The organism is Halostella pelagica (genome assembly GCF_004762015.1).
GTDB classification, from domain to species: Archaea; Halobacteriota; Halobacteria; order Halobacteriales; family Natronoarchaeaceae; genus Halostella; species Halostella pelagica.
The window spans coordinates 452153-466363 of sequence record NZ_SJES01000001.1 but is presented as its reverse complement, the minus strand read 5'-3'; the positions used below and the strand labels follow the sequence as shown (position 1 = coordinate 466363).

Sequence of the window (14211 nt, the reverse complement as noted above, 5' to 3'; positions counted from 1 at the left end):
CTGTCGCAGAGACGCCTGTGGACTCTCCGGTCCGGGGAGGGCCGACACGTCAGAACGGGACGGGGACCGATTTAAACCAGTAGCGCCAACGAGCGGGCGTGGCCGCACTCACGCTTCGCTACGAGAACGGGACCGTTCGGATCGAGGGTGACGGGTGGTGTCCGCCGTTCGTCGAGAGCGACCCGCGGTCGGAAACCCGCCGGGCACCGGGATTCCGCTACGCCGACCTGCTGGCGGGCCTCGACGGTCGCGGCGTCACGTACGAGGACCGCGTGCTCGATGTCGACCTGCTGTCGAACCTCGACTCCGCGTACGAACTCCGGGCGTATCAGGCCGACGCGCTGGACGCCTGGCGGGATGCGGACGAACGCGGCGTCCTCGAACTGCCCACCGGCAGCGGAAAGACGGTCATCGCGATCAAAGCGCTCGAAGCCCTCGCGGTTCCGACGCTCGTCGTCGCCCCGACTATCGACCTGGTGACGCAGTGGCGGCGCGAACTGGAAACCGAGTTCGACCGCCCCGTCGGACAGCTCGGCGGCGGCGAGCAGCGGCTGGAACCGCTGACAGTCTCGACGTACGACTCGGCGTACCTGCGGGCCGACGACATCGGAAACCGCTTCGGCTTCGTCGTCTTCGACGAAGTGCACCACCTCGGCGGCGAGGGGTACCGCGAGATAGCTCGGCTCCTCCCCGCACCGCCGCGGATTGGACTGACGGCGACGTTCGAGCGCCCGGACGACGCCCACGAGGTGATAGAGGAACTCGTCGGTCCCGTCGTCTACCGCGTCTCGCCGGAGGAACTCGCCGGCGACCACCTCGCGCCGTACGACGTCAAGCGGATATCCGTCTCGCTCAGCGACGCCGAGCGCGAGGAGTACGAGCGCCAGCAGGACGTTTTCACGGATTACCTCGTGCGGTCGAACATACAGATGCGAAGCGGGAGCGACTATCAGGAACTCGTCAAGCGCTCCGGGAACGACCCGGAGGCCCGCGAGGCGTTACTGGCCAAGCAACGCGCTCGCGAGATCATGATGGGTAGCGAGCGGAAAGTCGACCGTCTCGCCGATATCCTCGACGACCACCGCGAGGACCGCGTCATCCTGTTTACGGCCCACAACGACCTCGCCTACCGCATCTCGGAGCGGTTCCTGATCCCCGCGGTGACCCACCGCACGAGCGCCGCCGAGCGACGCGAGATCATCGAGCGGTTCCGCGACGGCACTTACTCGCGCATCGTCACGTCGAACGTGTTAGACGAGGGCGTCGACGTGCCGGATGCGAACGTCGCCGTGGTGCTCTCCGGCAGCGGCAGCGAGCGGGAGTTCACGCAGCGTCTCGGACGGATCCTGCGCCCGAAAGCGGACGGAGGGCGAGCGCTCCTCTACGAGATTGTGAGCGAGGAAACGGCGGAGGAGCGCGTGGCTTCTCGCCGTCGATGAAGTTTGTCTCAGCGGAACGTGAGAAGTCACGTGCTTAGCGTGGCCTCTCGCCGTCGATGAGTCCGTCTCAGCGGAACGTGAGAGGACGCGCTTAGCTTGCGTATCATCGGAGTACGGCTTCGGAAGCAGAGACGAACTCACTCCTCGATGGGCTCCCAGTGCGGGGCGATCCGCTTACTGTCCGCTTCGAGATATTCGCTGCGCTTTATGTCGAACACGAACTCGTAGGTCTCGCGCTCGCCGGGTTCGAGGCGGACAGTCTCTCGTTCGGCGTAGGTCGTTTCGTCGACGACCACTTTGAAGACGAGAACGGCCGCCTGGGGTTTTTCGGTCTCGTTCGTGACGGTAGACGTGACCGAGAGGTACCCGTTGTCCGTCTCGCCGTAATCCGTGGCGACGAAGGTAAAACCGTCCCCGGGAGAGGCTGTCGCAGTCAGATTGAGGGTGACGTTCCCCGACTCGGACGCGGTGGGGTAGTCGTCGGATTTGGGCGGCCCCTCGCGTGCCGACCACTCGTCGCGGTTCTTGCCACACCCCGCGAGCCCCGCAACGCCAGCGACGCCGAGCGCCCGGAGGAGTTCCCGCCGTTTCATATCCGCCACGTGGTAGCAGGGGGACGTATGCTTTGCGACCCGGACCGACCGCTTTTGACGCTGGCGCGTCGACTACCGGTCGGATGCTGACGAAGGACCTGCTTCGAGTCTCGCGCGCCGGCGGGGGCTACCGACCGCAGTTCGCCGGCCGCGAGCACAGACCGCTCGCCGCGAAAGTTCTCGGAACCTATCAGGGCCACGTCGGCGAGCAACGGAGCGACCTGCAGGACGCCCTGACCGACCTCGAACGCGAGAGCGAGGATTTCAAACTCGTCCGCGGCTTCGCGAAACTGCTGGAGCGGGAGGCGACGTTCGAGACGCGCGCGGGCGTCGACCCGGAGCGGGCGCGTCGGGAAACGTTCGCCGCCGCGGAGGCGGTCGGCGTGGTCGCTGAAGCGGAGCGAGACGCGGCGCTGTCGCAAGCCGCGGAGTCGCTGGGTGCGGACCCCGCGACGGTCGAGACGGCGCTTTACGCCGACCGGGAGGACCGCCAGGTGCTCGCGTCGTTCGACGCGCGCTGGGACCCGGACGACCTGATCGCGCAGTACAACCTCTCGGTGGCCCAGACGGTCCTGTTCGACGCGACGGAGGTCCGCGTGCGTTCCTCGGACCCGAAGGCGCTCGTTTCCGCGGTAAAGCGCCTCCGCCTGATGTACGAGGTGTTGCGAACCGACTCGGGCGAGCGCGAGGTAGTCGTCACCGGGCCGACCCGCCTGTTCCGGTCGACGCGGCGCTACGGGACGCGGTTCGCTCGCTTGCTTCGCACCGTCGCGAAGGCTCGGGAGTGGCAACTGACCGCGACGATAGACGACCGGGGCACGGAGCGGGAGCTATCGCTGTCCGATTCCGACCCCGTTCGGCCCCTCGACGTGGAACCGGTGACCGACGTCACCTACGACAGCGGCGTCGAGGCGGACTTCGCGACGCGGTTCGAGTCACTGGACCTGGACTGGAACCTCGTCCGCGAACCGGAGCCGCTGGCGGCCGGATCCCGCGTGATGATCCCGGACTTCGCGTTCGAGTATGAGCACGCGAACTTCCGTCTCTTCTTCGAGATAATAGGGTTCTGGACCCCCGAGTACGTCGAGAAGAAACTGTCACAGATGGACGCCGTCGAGGACGTGGAACTGCTCGTCGCCGCCGACGAGAGCCTCGGTGTCGGCGAGGCGATCGAGGCGAGAGACCATCGAGCGATCCTCTACTCCGGGACCGTCCGAATCAAGGATGTCCGTGACGCACTCCGACGGTACGAAACCGACCTCGTGGCCGAGAGTGCGGCGGCGCTCCCCGACGAACTCGTCCCCGAAGAGGACGTAGTGACGCTGGAAACGCTCGCCGACCGCCACGGCGTCAGCGAGGCGGCGATAGAGGGCAAGGCGTTTCCCGACCACGAGCGAGTCGGACGGACGCTGGTCCACCCGTCGGTGCTGTCGGACCTCCGCGAGCGGATCGAGGCCGGGATGGAACTCGACGAGGCAACCGCCGTACTCGAGGAGGCGGGTATCACCGACGCCAGCGCGGCGCTCGCGACCCTCGGTTACCGCGTCGAGTGGACTGGACTTGGCGGCGGAACGGTCCGCGAACGGTCCGAGTGACCCCGGCAGGTATAGGGAAGAACGTGGTACGTCCCATGCCTGAGGACCGCTGCGGGTACGTACACGACGTCACAGCGATTCCAAATGTCGGTGAGACGACCTGCTGGCGTCCCACCTGGGGAGACCGCGACCGGTGCGTCTGGCACGCTGGCGAGGACGGGAAACCAGCGAAGCTCTACTTCAGCGTCGTTACGTTCGCCACGCTCGGGTTCGGCGATATCAGCCCGGTCGGAAGCTTCGCGCGCTTTCTCGCCGGCGTGGAGTCGCTGCTTGAGTCGCTACTGCTCGCCTTGCTCGTGAACGTGCTGACCATGACGCCGCGGTGAGCGGGCGATACCGCTTTCCCGTCCGCTCAGAACTCCCGCCGCCGCCCCTTCGGGATCCGCGAGCGGAGTTCGCCGTGCAGGTAGAGGCCGACGCCGAGCGGGGCGTCCTCACCGGCTATCTCGTGCGCCGCGATGAGGTAACCCCAGTCGCCGTCCCAGTCGAGTTCCTGGTCCTCTCCCGCGACGAACCGCTCGGCCTGCTCCGGGGAGAGTCGGAGCACGTTCCGGTCCGCGTCAGCGCCGAATCGCTGGACGGCCTCCGTCGTCGGCTTCCAGTGTTCCTGACGGGTCCGCATGAACGTCAGTCCGAGGCCCTCGATCCGGATCGGCGAGTCGACATCGCCGGCGAACGCCCAGACCTTCCCCGCGCCTTTCTCCCAGAACGTGACCCCATCGAACGTCTCGGGCGGGACGCCGAAGCGTTCGTCCCACCAGTCGAGGACCTCTCGGCGGGAGGCGCGGCCCTCCACTTCTCGGTCCGCGGGCGTCTCGGGGAGACGGTCGAACTGCTGGCCGTCATTGGTGCGGCCGTCGTCCGCCCGACCGCCGTCGGTCCGCAGTGGTTCGTCGCTCATGCCGTCACCTCCAACTTCGCGACGAAGAACCCGCCGGTGTCCTGGAAGTGGGGGTAGATGCGGGCGGCCTTCCGGACGCTGTCGTCGAACCCGTCGCCCTCCCACTCCGTGATGCCGGGCGCGTGTTCGATGTCTATGTCCATCTCGACGACGCGACAGTCCTCCTCGGCGATCACGTGGTCGAGAGCGGCCTCGTTCTCCTCCGGCGCGAACGTGCAGGTGGCGTAGACGACCGTGCCGCCCTCGCGGGTGGCCTGTACGGCGCGTCGGAGTATCCCCTTCTGGACGCCCGCGACGCTGTGGACGTGGTTTAACGACCACTCGTCGAACGTGTCCGGGTTCTTTCGAACCGTCCCCTCGCAGGAGCAGGGGACGTCGACCAGCGCGCGGTCGAACGGTTCGCCGTCGAACGGTTTCAGCGAGAAGTTCCGCGCGTCCCGGTTCGTGACGGCGACGTTCGAGACGCCCAGACGTTCGGCGTTCGACCGCAACGCCGAGAGGCGACCGAGGTTGTTGTCGTTGGCTACGAGCGTCCCGGTGTCCTCCATCAAGGCGGCGAGGTGGGTCGTCTTGCTTCCGGGTGCGGCGCAGGCGTCCCAGACGCGCTCGCCGGGGTTCGGGTCGAGAACGACGGCGGGGAGCGACGACACCTCCTCCTGGCCCTGGACCCAGCCGTGGAAGTACGGCCAGGTGTTGCCGGGGCGGTCAGTCTCCACCGTCATGACGCGGTCGTTCCAGTCGGCCTGCTCCCAGCCGACGCCAGCCTCGTCGAACGCGGCGGTAACCCGCTCGGTCGACGACTTGATCGTGTTGACGCGGACGGCCGAGGGGAGCGGCCGCTCACACGCGTCGAGGAAAGCGTCGAAATCGTCGACGATGGGGCGATACCGTTCCAGTGGTTCCATTACCGGCGGATTCGCCCGGCGGTCGCAAGTGCGTTTCGAAGCGACCGTTCGCGGCCGCTGTCTCCTCCCCGCCGCGGTTCGCGACTACCCCCACGGTTAAGACTCGTCCCCGAAACGTCCAGTGTATGGCGCACGTCAAACTCCGCAGCGACGAGGCCGACTTCGAGGGAGCGTGGCTGGTCGAGGGAATGCCCGGCGTCGGTCTCGTCGGGAAGATAGCGACCGACCACATCGTCGAACAGTTCGACATGGAGTACTACGCGAGCGTGCACTCCGACGGCATCCCGCAGATCGGCGTCTATCAGGACGGCGACCGGGCGGTCCGTCCGCCGGTCCGTCTGTACGCCGACCGGGAGCGCAACCTCCTCGCGCTCCAGAGCGACGTGCCGGTCTCCGCGGAGACCGCAACCGACTTCGCCACCTGCGTCACGACGTGGCTCGAAGAGACGGGCGCCAAGCCGCTGTACCTCAGCGGACGCCCCGCCGAAAAAGACGGGAGCGCCCCGGACATGTTCGGCATCTCGACGGGCGACTCCGGCGGCATACTCGACGAACTGGACATCGGTACGCCGACCGAAAACGGGGCTATCGCGGGGCCGACAGGCGCGCTGATATCGCAGGCGGCCGAGCGTAACATCGACGGCGTCGGTCTGATAGTCGAGAGCGACCCGCAGTTCCCGGACCCGGAGGCGGCGCGGGTACTTATCGACCGCGGCATCGGTCCGGTCGCCGATATCGACCCGAACGTCTCCGACCTGGTCGACCGCGCCGAGGAGATCCAGAGCCAGAAGGAGCAACTCGCACAGCGGATGGGCGAAGCGAACGAGCAGGAGAGTTCGCAGGCTCAGCCGCTGCGAATGTTCCAGTGAGAGGGAAACGTTGTAACTGTGTCGCGGTGTTCGCCGACCCGCGTCGGTGAACTGCCGAACTGACTTGCGAGAGCTATGGGCCTCTCCGGTCCGACCGTCGACCGCCGAACTATCGCCGACTGCGATCGTAGTTTCTTTTGCGTCTGGCGGAACGACTGTGAACTATGAGCGACCTCGAAGCGGCAGTTGAGACGTTTCTCGACGATACGGACACGGTGTTCGGGGAGTACGAACAGGGTTACATGGACGCCGACGTTGCGCTCGACCGGATCGAGGACCACGTCGAGGAACTGCGCGAGGCCCGCGAGTAGAGCGGCGGTTCCGAACGATTCCGGTCAGTCACACCATTTATCGTGGTCCGGTTTGTGTGAACAGAACATCATATGGCTCTCTCGGAGCAGCGACTCCTCGTCGTCGGCGACGAGACGGTCGCGGACGGCGTCGCCGCGGCCGTTGACCGGTCCATCACAGTCGACGACACCGCGGAGGCGCGCGCCGAACTCGATGCGGGCCGCTTCGACGGCGTTCTGGTCGAGAACGGCGTCGACGGGGCGACGGACCTGATCCGTTCGCTCGCCACCGCCGACGACGCCCCCGGCGTTCTGTTCGTGACCGACGGAGAGGAAGGGGTAGACGAGGCGTTACACGCTGGCGCTACGGACTACTTCCGCGTCGACGATCCGCCGCGCGTCGCCCGGGGCCGTGTCCGGGATATCACTACGTCCCGGGCGGCCCGCGACAGGGAACTGGAACGGTACCGGACGCTCGTCGAGACGGCCGGCGACGCGATGTACGCGCTCGACGAGAAGGGGCGGATCACGATGGTCAACGAGACTCACGTCGAGTTCACGAACAAGTCGAGAGAGGCCCTCATTGGGTCGCATCCCGGCGAACGCATCGGCGACGACGCCGTCGCGGAAGCGAAGTCGTTGATCGGGGAGATCCTCAGCGACGACGACCGGAAGCGCGGGCGACTGGAGTTCGAAATCGCGGACGCCGACGGCGAACTGCGGCAGTACGAGGACAACCTCGCCGTCCTCACCGACGACAACGGGGAACTCACAGGGTCAGTCGGCGTCATTCGCGACATCAGCGACCGGAAGAGACGAGAGCGGGAACTCGCCCGCTACCGAACGCTGGTCGAGGCCGTCGGCGACCCGATGTACATCCTCGACGAAGAGGAAGTCGTGACGATGGCTAACGAGGCAATGGCCGAGCATCTCGACTACGACCGTGCGGATATCGTCGGGACGCACACGAGCGAGTTCGTGGCCGACGGGGACTACGAGCGCGGGACCGAACTGCTCAGAGACCTGTACGAGGACGACGAACGCGACTGGGGGACCTACGAGATGGAAAGCGTCACTGCGAACGACGAGCGGATACTCACCGAAAACAACGTGGCAGTCCTCACCGACGACGGGAACTACGCGGGGTCGGTCGGTGTCATCCGCGACATCAGTGAGCGCAAACGCCGGATCGAGGCGCTCCGAGGGCAGAACGAACGTCTGGACGAATTCGCCAGCGTCGTCGGCCACGACCTGCGTAACCCGCTGAACGTCATTCAGGGGCATCTGGACATCGCCCGAAAGACGGGCGAAGCGGAGCACTTCGACGCGATCTGCGAAGGGGTCGACCGGATGGAGGACCTCCTCGATGAACTGCTTGCGCTCGCTCGCCAGGGGAAAGTCGTGAGCGACCCGGAGACGGTGTCGCTGGTCGAGGTTTCCCGGAACGCCTGGGACGGCGTGGCCACCGGCGATGCGACGCTGGAGTTGCCGGACGGCGACCCGACGGTCGAGGCCGACGGCACCCGCCTTCGGGAACTATTCGAGAACCTCTTCCGAAACACGGTCGAACACGCGGGTCCGGACGCGACGGTGCGCGTCGGCACGACTGGGGAGGGTTTCTACGTGGAGGACGACGGTCCCGGAATCCCCGTATCGGACTCGGAACGGGTGTTCGACCGGGGGTACACGACGGCGGACGACGGCACCGGGCTCGGCCTGAACATCGTCAAGCGGATCGCCGAGGGGCACGGGTGGTCGGTGTCGGCGACGGTGAGCGGGGACGGCGACCGCACCGACACCGCCCGGTTACTCAGGGGCTCCGGGGACACCTCGGACCGGGAACGTGACTCCGAGACCGGCCGACACGCTACCACCTGCGGAACTGCGCCCGACGGAGATGCGGGCGGTACGCACCGGATGCAGTCCGGCGGTGGCGCACGTTTCGAGTTCCGGATGACCGTCACGCGTCGATGACGGGAGACGGGTCACGTATCGATGACGGGAGACGGGCTACGTATCGATGACGGGAGCGGACCACGAACAGTTAAGCGGGCGGCGCTATCGGTATACTCCATGACGGAGTTCTCACAACGGGTCGAACAGGTGTCGATGAGCGGGATACGAGAAGTGTTCGAGGCTGCGAGCGAGGACGCGATCAACCTCGGTATCGGGCAACCGGACTTCCCGACCCCGAGCCACGCTCGGCAGGCCGCCGTCGAGGCCGTCGAGAACGGCAACGCCGACGCCTACACGTCGAACAAGGGGACGCTCGGTCTCCGCGAGGCGATCAGCGCGAAGTACGACCGCGACGGAGCGTTTTCGGTCGACACCGACGACATCATCGCGACCTCGGGCGGGAGCGAGGCGCTCCACCTCGCGATCGAGGCTCACGTCGACCCCGGCGAAGAGGTTATCTTCCCGGACCCCGGGTTCGTTTCCTACGACGCCCTGACGCATCTCGCCGACGGCACGCCGAAGCCAGTGGGACTGCGCGAGGACCTCACTCTCGACCCCGCGACGGTCGAGGACGCGATCACCGACGACACCGCGGTCTTTATCGTCAACAGCCCTGCGAACCCCACCGGTGCGGTCCAGAGCGAGGACGATATCCGCGAGTTCGCCCGGATCGCGGACGAACACGACGTGCTCTGTATCTCCGACGAGGTGTACGAGTACATCGTCTTCGACGGCGAACACCACTCGCCGATGGCGTACGCTGAAAGCGACAACGTCGTCGTCGTCGGCGCGTGTTCGAAGACGTATTCGATGACAGGATGGCGACTCGGGTGGGTGACCGGGTCCAACGAGCGGATCGAGCGGATGCTCCGCGTCCACCAGTACATGCAGGCCTGCGCCAGCGCCCCGGCGCAGTTCGCCGCCGAGGCGGCCCTCACCGGCCCGCAGGAACCCGTCGACGAGATGGTGACCGCCTTCGAGGAGCGCCGCGACGTTTTGCTCGACGGCCTCGCGGACATCGGCCTCGACACCCCGACGCCTCGCGGCGCGTTCTACGCGATGCCGGAGGTGCCCGAGGGCTGGGTCGACGAGTGCATCGACCGCGGCGTCGTCGTCGTCCCCGGCGAGGCGTTCGGAGAACACGGCGAGGGCTACGCCCGCATCTCCTACGCGACGGGCATCGAGACGCTGAAAGAGGCGCTAGAGGTCATGGGCGAGGCGACGCGAGCGGTTCGCTGACGGAACGAACCGCTCAGTGTCAGTCCGGCCATGCAGTCGGCTACGTGTCCGGCCGAATTCTCCCAACGCCCCGAACGTTATGTTCGGTCGAGCCTATGTTGAACCTATGGCCATCTCGCGCCGCGGATCCGGACCGGAACCGGCGCTTCGAGCGCTTCTCTCGCAGGTTCATCCGGTGTTCATGCTCCCGCCGCTGGCGGCGTCGCTGTTCGGCGGCGTCCTCGCGAGCGGCGTCGCCCCGGTCGTCGCGGGACTGCACGTCGTCGCGGTCTTCTCGGCGGTGTACACCGCCCACGTGAAAGACGGCTACGTCGACTTCCACGTCCGCGGCGAGGACGACGACCATCCGCTCACCGAGCGCGGATGCAAGGCTGCTCTCGCGGGAGTCTGCGTCCTGTTCGCGGTGTGTCTCGCCGGCCTCTGGGCGCTCGTCGGCGTCGGCGCGGCGCTGGTGACCCTGCCGACGTGGCTCATCGGTTACCACCACGCGCCGCAACTCGACATGAACCCCGTGACCGCGACGACGGGCTACCCGCTCGGCATCGCGTTCGCCATCGTCGGCGGTCACTACGTCCAGGCCGGCACGGTCGGCGCGACGGCGCTCGCGTTCGGCGTCGTCTTCCTCGTCTTGCTCTCCGGCGTCAAGGTGATAGACGACGCGCAGGATTACGAGTACGACCGATCCATCCGCAAGCGGACGGTCGCCGTCCTCCTCGGTAAAGAGCGGGCGCGGACGGTCGCGTTCCTGCTGATGGCGACCGCTCTGCTCGCCGTCGTCGCCTTCTCCGCGGCGGAACTGTTCCCCCCGTCCAGCGTCCTCGCCGTTCTCGCGTTCGGCGCTGTGGCACTCGTCGCCCGCCGCGCGGACCCGGAACTCGCCACGATGTTGCTCGTTCGCGGGTCGTACGTGTTTCTCGCCGTCCTCGTCGCGGCGGTGTGGTTCGAACCGTTCGCGTAAACCAGTTTTATCCCGAACGACGGCGAACCAACGCGGATGAGCGACTGGCTGGACGACTCCGACGCGCTGGCGGAGCAGTACGCGGACGCATCGAACCTGAACGCGCGGGCGGCCCTCCACGAGCGGTACAGCACCGCGGACCGCGACCTCCACCCCTGGCTCTTCGACCAATTCGACCTGCCGTCGGAGGGCCGCGTCCTCACGCTCGGGTCCGGTCCGGGAGCGCTCTGGTCCGAGAACTGTGAGCGGATCCCGGACGGGGTAGACGTGACGGTGACTGATTTCTCGCCGGGGATGGTCGAAGCGGCCCGCAACAACCTCGCGGACTGCTCGCACGGGTTCGATTTCGAGGTGATGGACGCCGAGAACATCTCTTTCGGCGACGAGACGTTCGATATCGTGACCGCCAACCACATGCTGTATCACGTCCCGGACCGCGAGGCGGCGTTCGCGGAGATCCGTCGCGTGCTGAACTCCGGTGGTCGCCTCTACGCGTCGACCAACGGCGAGTCGAACATGCAGGTGCTGTACGACGTGATGGCCGAAATCGCCGGCGAGGCACTGCCGCGGGCCGCGGGGTTCGATCTGCAAAACGGGGCGGCACAGCTCGACCCGTTCTTCGAACGCGTCGAGCGCCGGACGTACGACGACGCCCTCGAAGTGACGGCGGTCGAACCGCTGGCCGAGTACGCGCTTTCCCGCGACGAGTTCGACGAGTCGGACCGCGACCCTCTCCGGAAGGCGTTCGCCGAGCGGTTCGAGGACGGCGTCTTTCGAGCCGAGAAGGACGTTGGCGTCTTCGTCGCGACGGCGTAACCGACTGCCGTCGAGTCGAACGCCGGGCTCCGAGAAACGGGGCGGCTACTGCAAAGCGGGAGGTTCGAACTCGTCGTTCCCGCAGCTACAGCTACCGTCAGTTCCGACCGGTCGCAGGTTGTCGTCGTCGGTCAGCTGTGCGGGATAGATAGTACCGCACTCGGTACACCGCGCGAACGTCTGTGGGATCCCCCCGGCCTCTGGTTTGCGTTCCATTTACCGACCGACCGTACGACAGCACGGATTAAATGGTATCGTGAGGATGATAGTGAACGCAGGACTGTTGTGATTCTAGTCACAACAAACGGCCGCGAGGAGTAGAACGGAGGGCAGTAGAGAAGAGACTGGGAGGTCAGTAGTGTGTAGAATGGACGGAGGGCGGCGTGTCGAGGGGGAGGCCTGCGGCGTAGAACCGCGCTTTCTCAGCGGTCTCTTTCGTCCTCGACGAGCGCACAGACCCGCTCCGCCGACCGACCGTCGCGGTGGTCGAACATCTCGTCGCGGACGCGCCGCCGGTGGTCGGCGTCCGCGGACGGGTCCTCGAAACACCGGTCCAGCGCGGCCGTCAGGCCGTCGAAGTCGGTAGCGACGGGTCCCGGTGCGTACTCGTCGTACTCGAAGTAGAGGCCGTTCGCTTCCTCGAACGCCGGCAGGTCGTACGCGTAGAACGCTACGGGGCGGTCGAGCAGGAGGAACTCGAAGTAGATAGAGCAGTAGTCCGTTAGGAGCACGTCGACGTGTTCCAGCAGCGGGTACGGGTCCGCATCCGACGGCAGCCGACGGATCTGATCGAAGTCGTCGAGGTCAACGTCGGGTTGGTCTGCGGGGTGAAACTTCAGCAGGAGCGCGGCGTCGCGGTCGGCGAGGTAGGCGTCGAGCGCCGCGAAGTCGAGAGCGGACGCCGGTGTGCGGTCCGGGTCGTTTCGGTACGTCGGGAAGTACGCGACGACGCGTTCGGCGTCGAGGTCCGCGATGTCGTCCAGTACGCGCCCGTCGAACCCCACCGTCGCACCGGGAACGTCCCGCCACAGCACGTCCGTCCTGGGGTATCCCGTTACCACCATCCGCGAGAGCGGGAGGCGGAAGGCCGACGCGAAGTGCTCCGACACCCCTGCCGAGGTCACCGTCACCCAGTCGAACTGGCGGTAGACGTACCGTTTGGCGAGACGGTCCGGGAGCGAGGCGTCGGCGTACGCCGCGGAGTCGGTCGAAATTCGCTTCAGCGGCACGCCGTGCCACAACTGGACGACCTCCGCGCCGCCGGTGGGCCAGATCGGAACGTCCGTCAGCGCCCCGGTGACGAACACTCGACCGGCCCGCAGAAGCGTCCAGATGCCGTGAAGGCTCGACGCGCGGCGAGCGCCGTACCCCTCGGCCCGGAGTTCGGAGACGAGGTCCTCGTCCTCGGTGATCCAGACGGGGCGAACGTCGGTGTCGTCCCGGTTCGCGACGTGCAGGAACTGATACTTCGTGTTCCCCTCGAACCCGGTTCCGCCGCGCGAGCCGAACGCCCACACGTCGTCGCGCCGCGGGAGCAAAACGGCGAGACGGTGCGCAAGCAGCGACAGCAGGACCCCGAACGCGCCCATCCGCTCACTCCGGAATGGTCCGGGCCTGCCACATCTGACGCGCCCGTTGGAGGTCGGCGAAGTCGTCTATCTCGATCCAGTCGTCGCCCACCTCGACGATGCTGACGTCGATGTCGTCGAACGTCTCCCGAAAGGCGGCTTCGTACCACTCGTTTACCCGTCCCTCGTCGACGAACCGGTCGAGCGCGTCGACCACCCGCTCCGCTCCGCGCTCGTCGAATTTGCAGACGCCGATGTACTCGCCCGTCGCGCTGTCTATCTCCTTGCCGATGTCGACGACGGTGTCTCCGTCGGTGTCGACTTTCATCTCCTCCTCGCCGAGGTCTTTCTCGGCGTCGACGACGAGCGCGGACCCCTCCGCCGACTGCAGGCGGCCGAGGGCCGACCGCGGGAACATGGTGTCCGAGTTGATTAGCGTGAACCCGTCCCCGATGCGGTCGCGGGCGAGCCACAGCGAGTAGAGGTTGTTCGTCTCCCTGAATCGGTCGCTGTGGACGAACGACACCGACAGATCGCCGTGGCCGACGAGAGAGGCCCGGATCTGGGCTTCCTCGAAGCCCGTGACGACGGTGAGGTCCTCGTACCCCGTCGCGGCGAGCGCGTCCGTGATATGGTCGAGGATCGGTTTGTCGTCCACTGCTAACAGCGTCTTCGGCGTGTCCTCGGTCAGCGGCCGCAACCGGCGACCCAGGCCGGCGGCGAGTACGACCGCGTGGCTGTCTCCCCCCATGAGAGAAGCGGACAACGAATACGGTCAAAAGGGTCGGGTATGTCAATGGATATCAATTGAGATGTACGGACGGAGATGCAAGGGTCGCCGGAGAGACGCGAACGAAGGTAAAAGGGATCGACGGCCGGCCGACTCTCCGTCGGCGAACGCAACCGAGAACGGACTGTCGGCTCACCTCACATACTGCCGGACGGAAGTCAGTGGAGAATTCCGCGGGGACGCGCCCGCGAAATATCTGCAACAGTTACGTCCGACAGTACCAGTCCTTTCCCGAACTATGACGGGCCGAAACACACCCTGCGAAACGTAAAGTGGACGCGGCGGAGGATCG

At 66.5% G+C, this 14211-nt stretch carries 15 protein-coding genes; 9 read left to right on the top strand and 6 right to left on the bottom strand.

The window, feature by feature from the left end; genetic code table 11:
* The first annotated feature begins 98 nt into the window (after positions 1 to 98).
* Complete coding sequence (locus tag EYW42_RS02325) at positions 99 to 1439, top strand: DEAD/DEAH box helicase (protein WP_135533641.1); 1341 nt, start codon at positions 99 to 101, stop codon at positions 1437 to 1439.
* Positions 1440 to 1576: 137 nt separating this feature from the next.
* On the opposite strand, the gene EYW42_RS02320 is transcribed toward EYW42_RS02325, so the two are convergent.
* Positions 1577 to 2032 (bottom strand): hypothetical protein, encoded by a 456-nt coding sequence (locus EYW42_RS02320; protein ID WP_135533640.1) that lies wholly within the window; start codon positions 2030 to 2032, stop codon positions 1577 to 1579.
* Positions 2033 to 2115: 83 nt separating this feature from the next.
* On the opposite strand from EYW42_RS02320, the gene EYW42_RS02315 reads away from it, so the two are divergent.
* Complete coding sequence (locus EYW42_RS02315; RefSeq protein ID WP_135533639.1) at positions 2116 to 3627, top strand: DUF790 family protein; 1512 nt, start codon at positions 2116 to 2118, stop codon at positions 3625 to 3627.
* A gap of 35 nt (positions 3628 to 3662) precedes the next feature.
* Positions 3663 to 3953 (top strand): ion channel, encoded by a 291-nt coding sequence (locus EYW42_RS02310; protein ID WP_135533638.1) that lies wholly within the window; start codon positions 3663 to 3665, stop codon positions 3951 to 3953.
* 26 nt (positions 3954 to 3979) lie between these two features.
* Here the strand turns inward: EYW42_RS02310 and EYW42_RS02305 are convergent, their stop codons facing one another.
* Complete coding sequence (locus EYW42_RS02305; RefSeq protein ID WP_135533637.1) at positions 3980 to 4528, bottom strand: DUF7122 family protein; 549 nt, start codon at positions 4526 to 4528, stop codon at positions 3980 to 3982.
* Positions 4525 to 5433 (bottom strand): RsmB/NOP family class I SAM-dependent RNA methyltransferase, encoded by a 909-nt coding sequence (locus EYW42_RS02300; protein WP_135533636.1) that lies wholly within the window; start codon positions 5431 to 5433, stop codon positions 4525 to 4527. Before EYW42_RS02300 ends, EYW42_RS02305 begins: the two co-directional genes overlap by 4 nt.
* A 125-nt stretch (positions 5434 to 5558) precedes the next feature.
* Between EYW42_RS02300 and EYW42_RS02295 the strand changes: the two genes are divergently transcribed.
* The 6 genes from EYW42_RS02295 to EYW42_RS02275 all read left to right on the top strand — a co-directional run bounded on the left by EYW42_RS02295 (position 5559) and on the right by EYW42_RS02275 (position 11561).
* Positions 5559 to 6302, top strand: coding sequence for a proteasome assembly chaperone family protein (locus EYW42_RS02295; protein ID WP_135533635.1), 744 nt, complete (start codon positions 5559 to 5561; stop codon positions 6300 to 6302).
* Positions 6303 to 6466: 164 nt separating this feature from the next.
* Positions 6467 to 6613, top strand: coding sequence for a hypothetical protein (locus tag EYW42_RS19670; protein ID WP_168192925.1), 147 nt, complete (start codon positions 6467 to 6469; stop codon positions 6611 to 6613).
* A 72-nt stretch (positions 6614 to 6685) separates the two neighbouring features.
* Positions 6686 to 8566 (top strand): PAS domain S-box protein, encoded by a 1881-nt coding sequence (locus EYW42_RS02290; protein WP_135533634.1) that lies wholly within the window; start codon positions 6686 to 6688, stop codon positions 8564 to 8566.
* 99 nt (positions 8567 to 8665) lie between these two features.
* Complete coding sequence (locus EYW42_RS02285) at positions 8666 to 9787, top strand: pyridoxal phosphate-dependent aminotransferase (RefSeq protein ID WP_135533633.1); 1122 nt, start codon at positions 8666 to 8668, stop codon at positions 9785 to 9787.
* Between the two features lie 106 nt (positions 9788 to 9893).
* Entirely contained in the window at positions 9894 to 10745 is an 852-nt protein-coding gene (locus tag EYW42_RS02280) for a UbiA family prenyltransferase (RefSeq protein WP_135533632.1), read from the top strand.
* Between the two features lie 36 nt (positions 10746 to 10781).
* Positions 10782 to 11561 carry a class I SAM-dependent methyltransferase gene (locus EYW42_RS02275; RefSeq protein ID WP_135533631.1) on the top strand — a complete coding sequence of 260 codons (780 nt, stop codon included), beginning with the start codon at positions 10782 to 10784 and terminating at the stop codon, positions 11559 to 11561.
* A 45-nt stretch (positions 11562 to 11606) separates the two neighbouring features.
* Here the strand turns inward: EYW42_RS02275 and EYW42_RS19665 are convergent, their stop codons facing one another.
* The 3 genes from EYW42_RS19665 to EYW42_RS02265 all read right to left on the bottom strand — a co-directional run bounded on the left by EYW42_RS19665 (position 11607) and on the right by EYW42_RS02265 (position 13880).
* Complete coding sequence (locus EYW42_RS19665; RefSeq protein WP_168192926.1) at positions 11607 to 11777, bottom strand: hypothetical protein; 171 nt, start codon at positions 11775 to 11777, stop codon at positions 11607 to 11609.
* A 206-nt stretch (positions 11778 to 11983) separates the two neighbouring features.
* Entirely contained in the window at positions 11984 to 13150 is a 1167-nt protein-coding gene (locus EYW42_RS02270; protein WP_135533630.1) for a CDP-glycerol glycerophosphotransferase family protein, read from the bottom strand.
* A gap of 4 nt (positions 13151 to 13154) precedes the next feature.
* The gene (locus EYW42_RS02265) at positions 13155 to 13880 is read right to left on the bottom strand and encodes a phosphocholine cytidylyltransferase family protein (RefSeq protein ID WP_135533629.1); all 726 of its coding nucleotides are present in this window, start codon (positions 13878 to 13880) and stop codon (positions 13155 to 13157) included.
* Positions 13881 to 14211 lie beyond the last annotated feature (331 nt).

Excerpts from the sequence above, each read along its gene's own strand:
- EYW42_RS02320 (WP_135533640.1), bottom strand. The coding sequence starts at position 2,032 with ATGAAACGGCGGGAACTCCTCCGGGCGCTCGGCGTCGCTGGCGTTGCG.
- EYW42_RS02315 (WP_135533639.1), top strand. The coding sequence starts at position 2,116 with ATGCTGACGAAGGACCTGCTTCGAGTCTCGCGCGCCGGCGGGGGCTAC.
- EYW42_RS02310 (WP_135533638.1), top strand. The coding sequence starts at position 3,663 with ATGCCTGAGGACCGCTGCGGGTACGTACACGACGTCACAGCGATTCCA.
- EYW42_RS02305 (WP_135533637.1), bottom strand. The coding sequence starts at position 4,528 with ATGAGCGACGAACCACTGCGGACCGACGGCGGTCGGGCGGACGACGGC.
- EYW42_RS02300 (WP_135533636.1), bottom strand. The coding sequence starts at position 5,433 with ATGGAACCACTGGAACGGTATCGCCCCATCGTCGACGATTTCGACGCT.
- EYW42_RS02295 (WP_135533635.1), top strand. The coding sequence starts at position 5,559 with ATGGCGCACGTCAAACTCCGCAGCGACGAGGCCGACTTCGAGGGAGCG.
- EYW42_RS19670 (WP_168192925.1), top strand. The coding sequence starts at position 6,467 with ATGAGCGACCTCGAAGCGGCAGTTGAGACGTTTCTCGACGATACGGAC.
- EYW42_RS02290 (WP_135533634.1), top strand. The coding sequence starts at position 6,686 with ATGGCTCTCTCGGAGCAGCGACTCCTCGTCGTCGGCGACGAGACGGTC.
- EYW42_RS02285 (WP_135533633.1), top strand. The coding sequence starts at position 8,666 with ATGACGGAGTTCTCACAACGGGTCGAACAGGTGTCGATGAGCGGGATA.
- EYW42_RS02280 (WP_135533632.1), top strand. The coding sequence starts at position 9,894 with ATGGCCATCTCGCGCCGCGGATCCGGACCGGAACCGGCGCTTCGAGCG.
- EYW42_RS02275 (WP_135533631.1), top strand. The coding sequence starts at position 10,782 with ATGAGCGACTGGCTGGACGACTCCGACGCGCTGGCGGAGCAGTACGCG.
- EYW42_RS19665 (WP_168192926.1), bottom strand. The coding sequence starts at position 11,777 with ATGGAACGCAAACCAGAGGCCGGGGGGATCCCACAGACGTTCGCGCGG.
- EYW42_RS02270 (WP_135533630.1), bottom strand. The coding sequence starts at position 13,150 with ATGGGCGCGTTCGGGGTCCTGCTGTCGCTGCTTGCGCACCGTCTCGCC.
- EYW42_RS02265 (WP_135533629.1), bottom strand. The coding sequence starts at position 13,880 with ATGGGGGGAGACAGCCACGCGGTCGTACTCGCCGCCGGCCTGGGTCGC.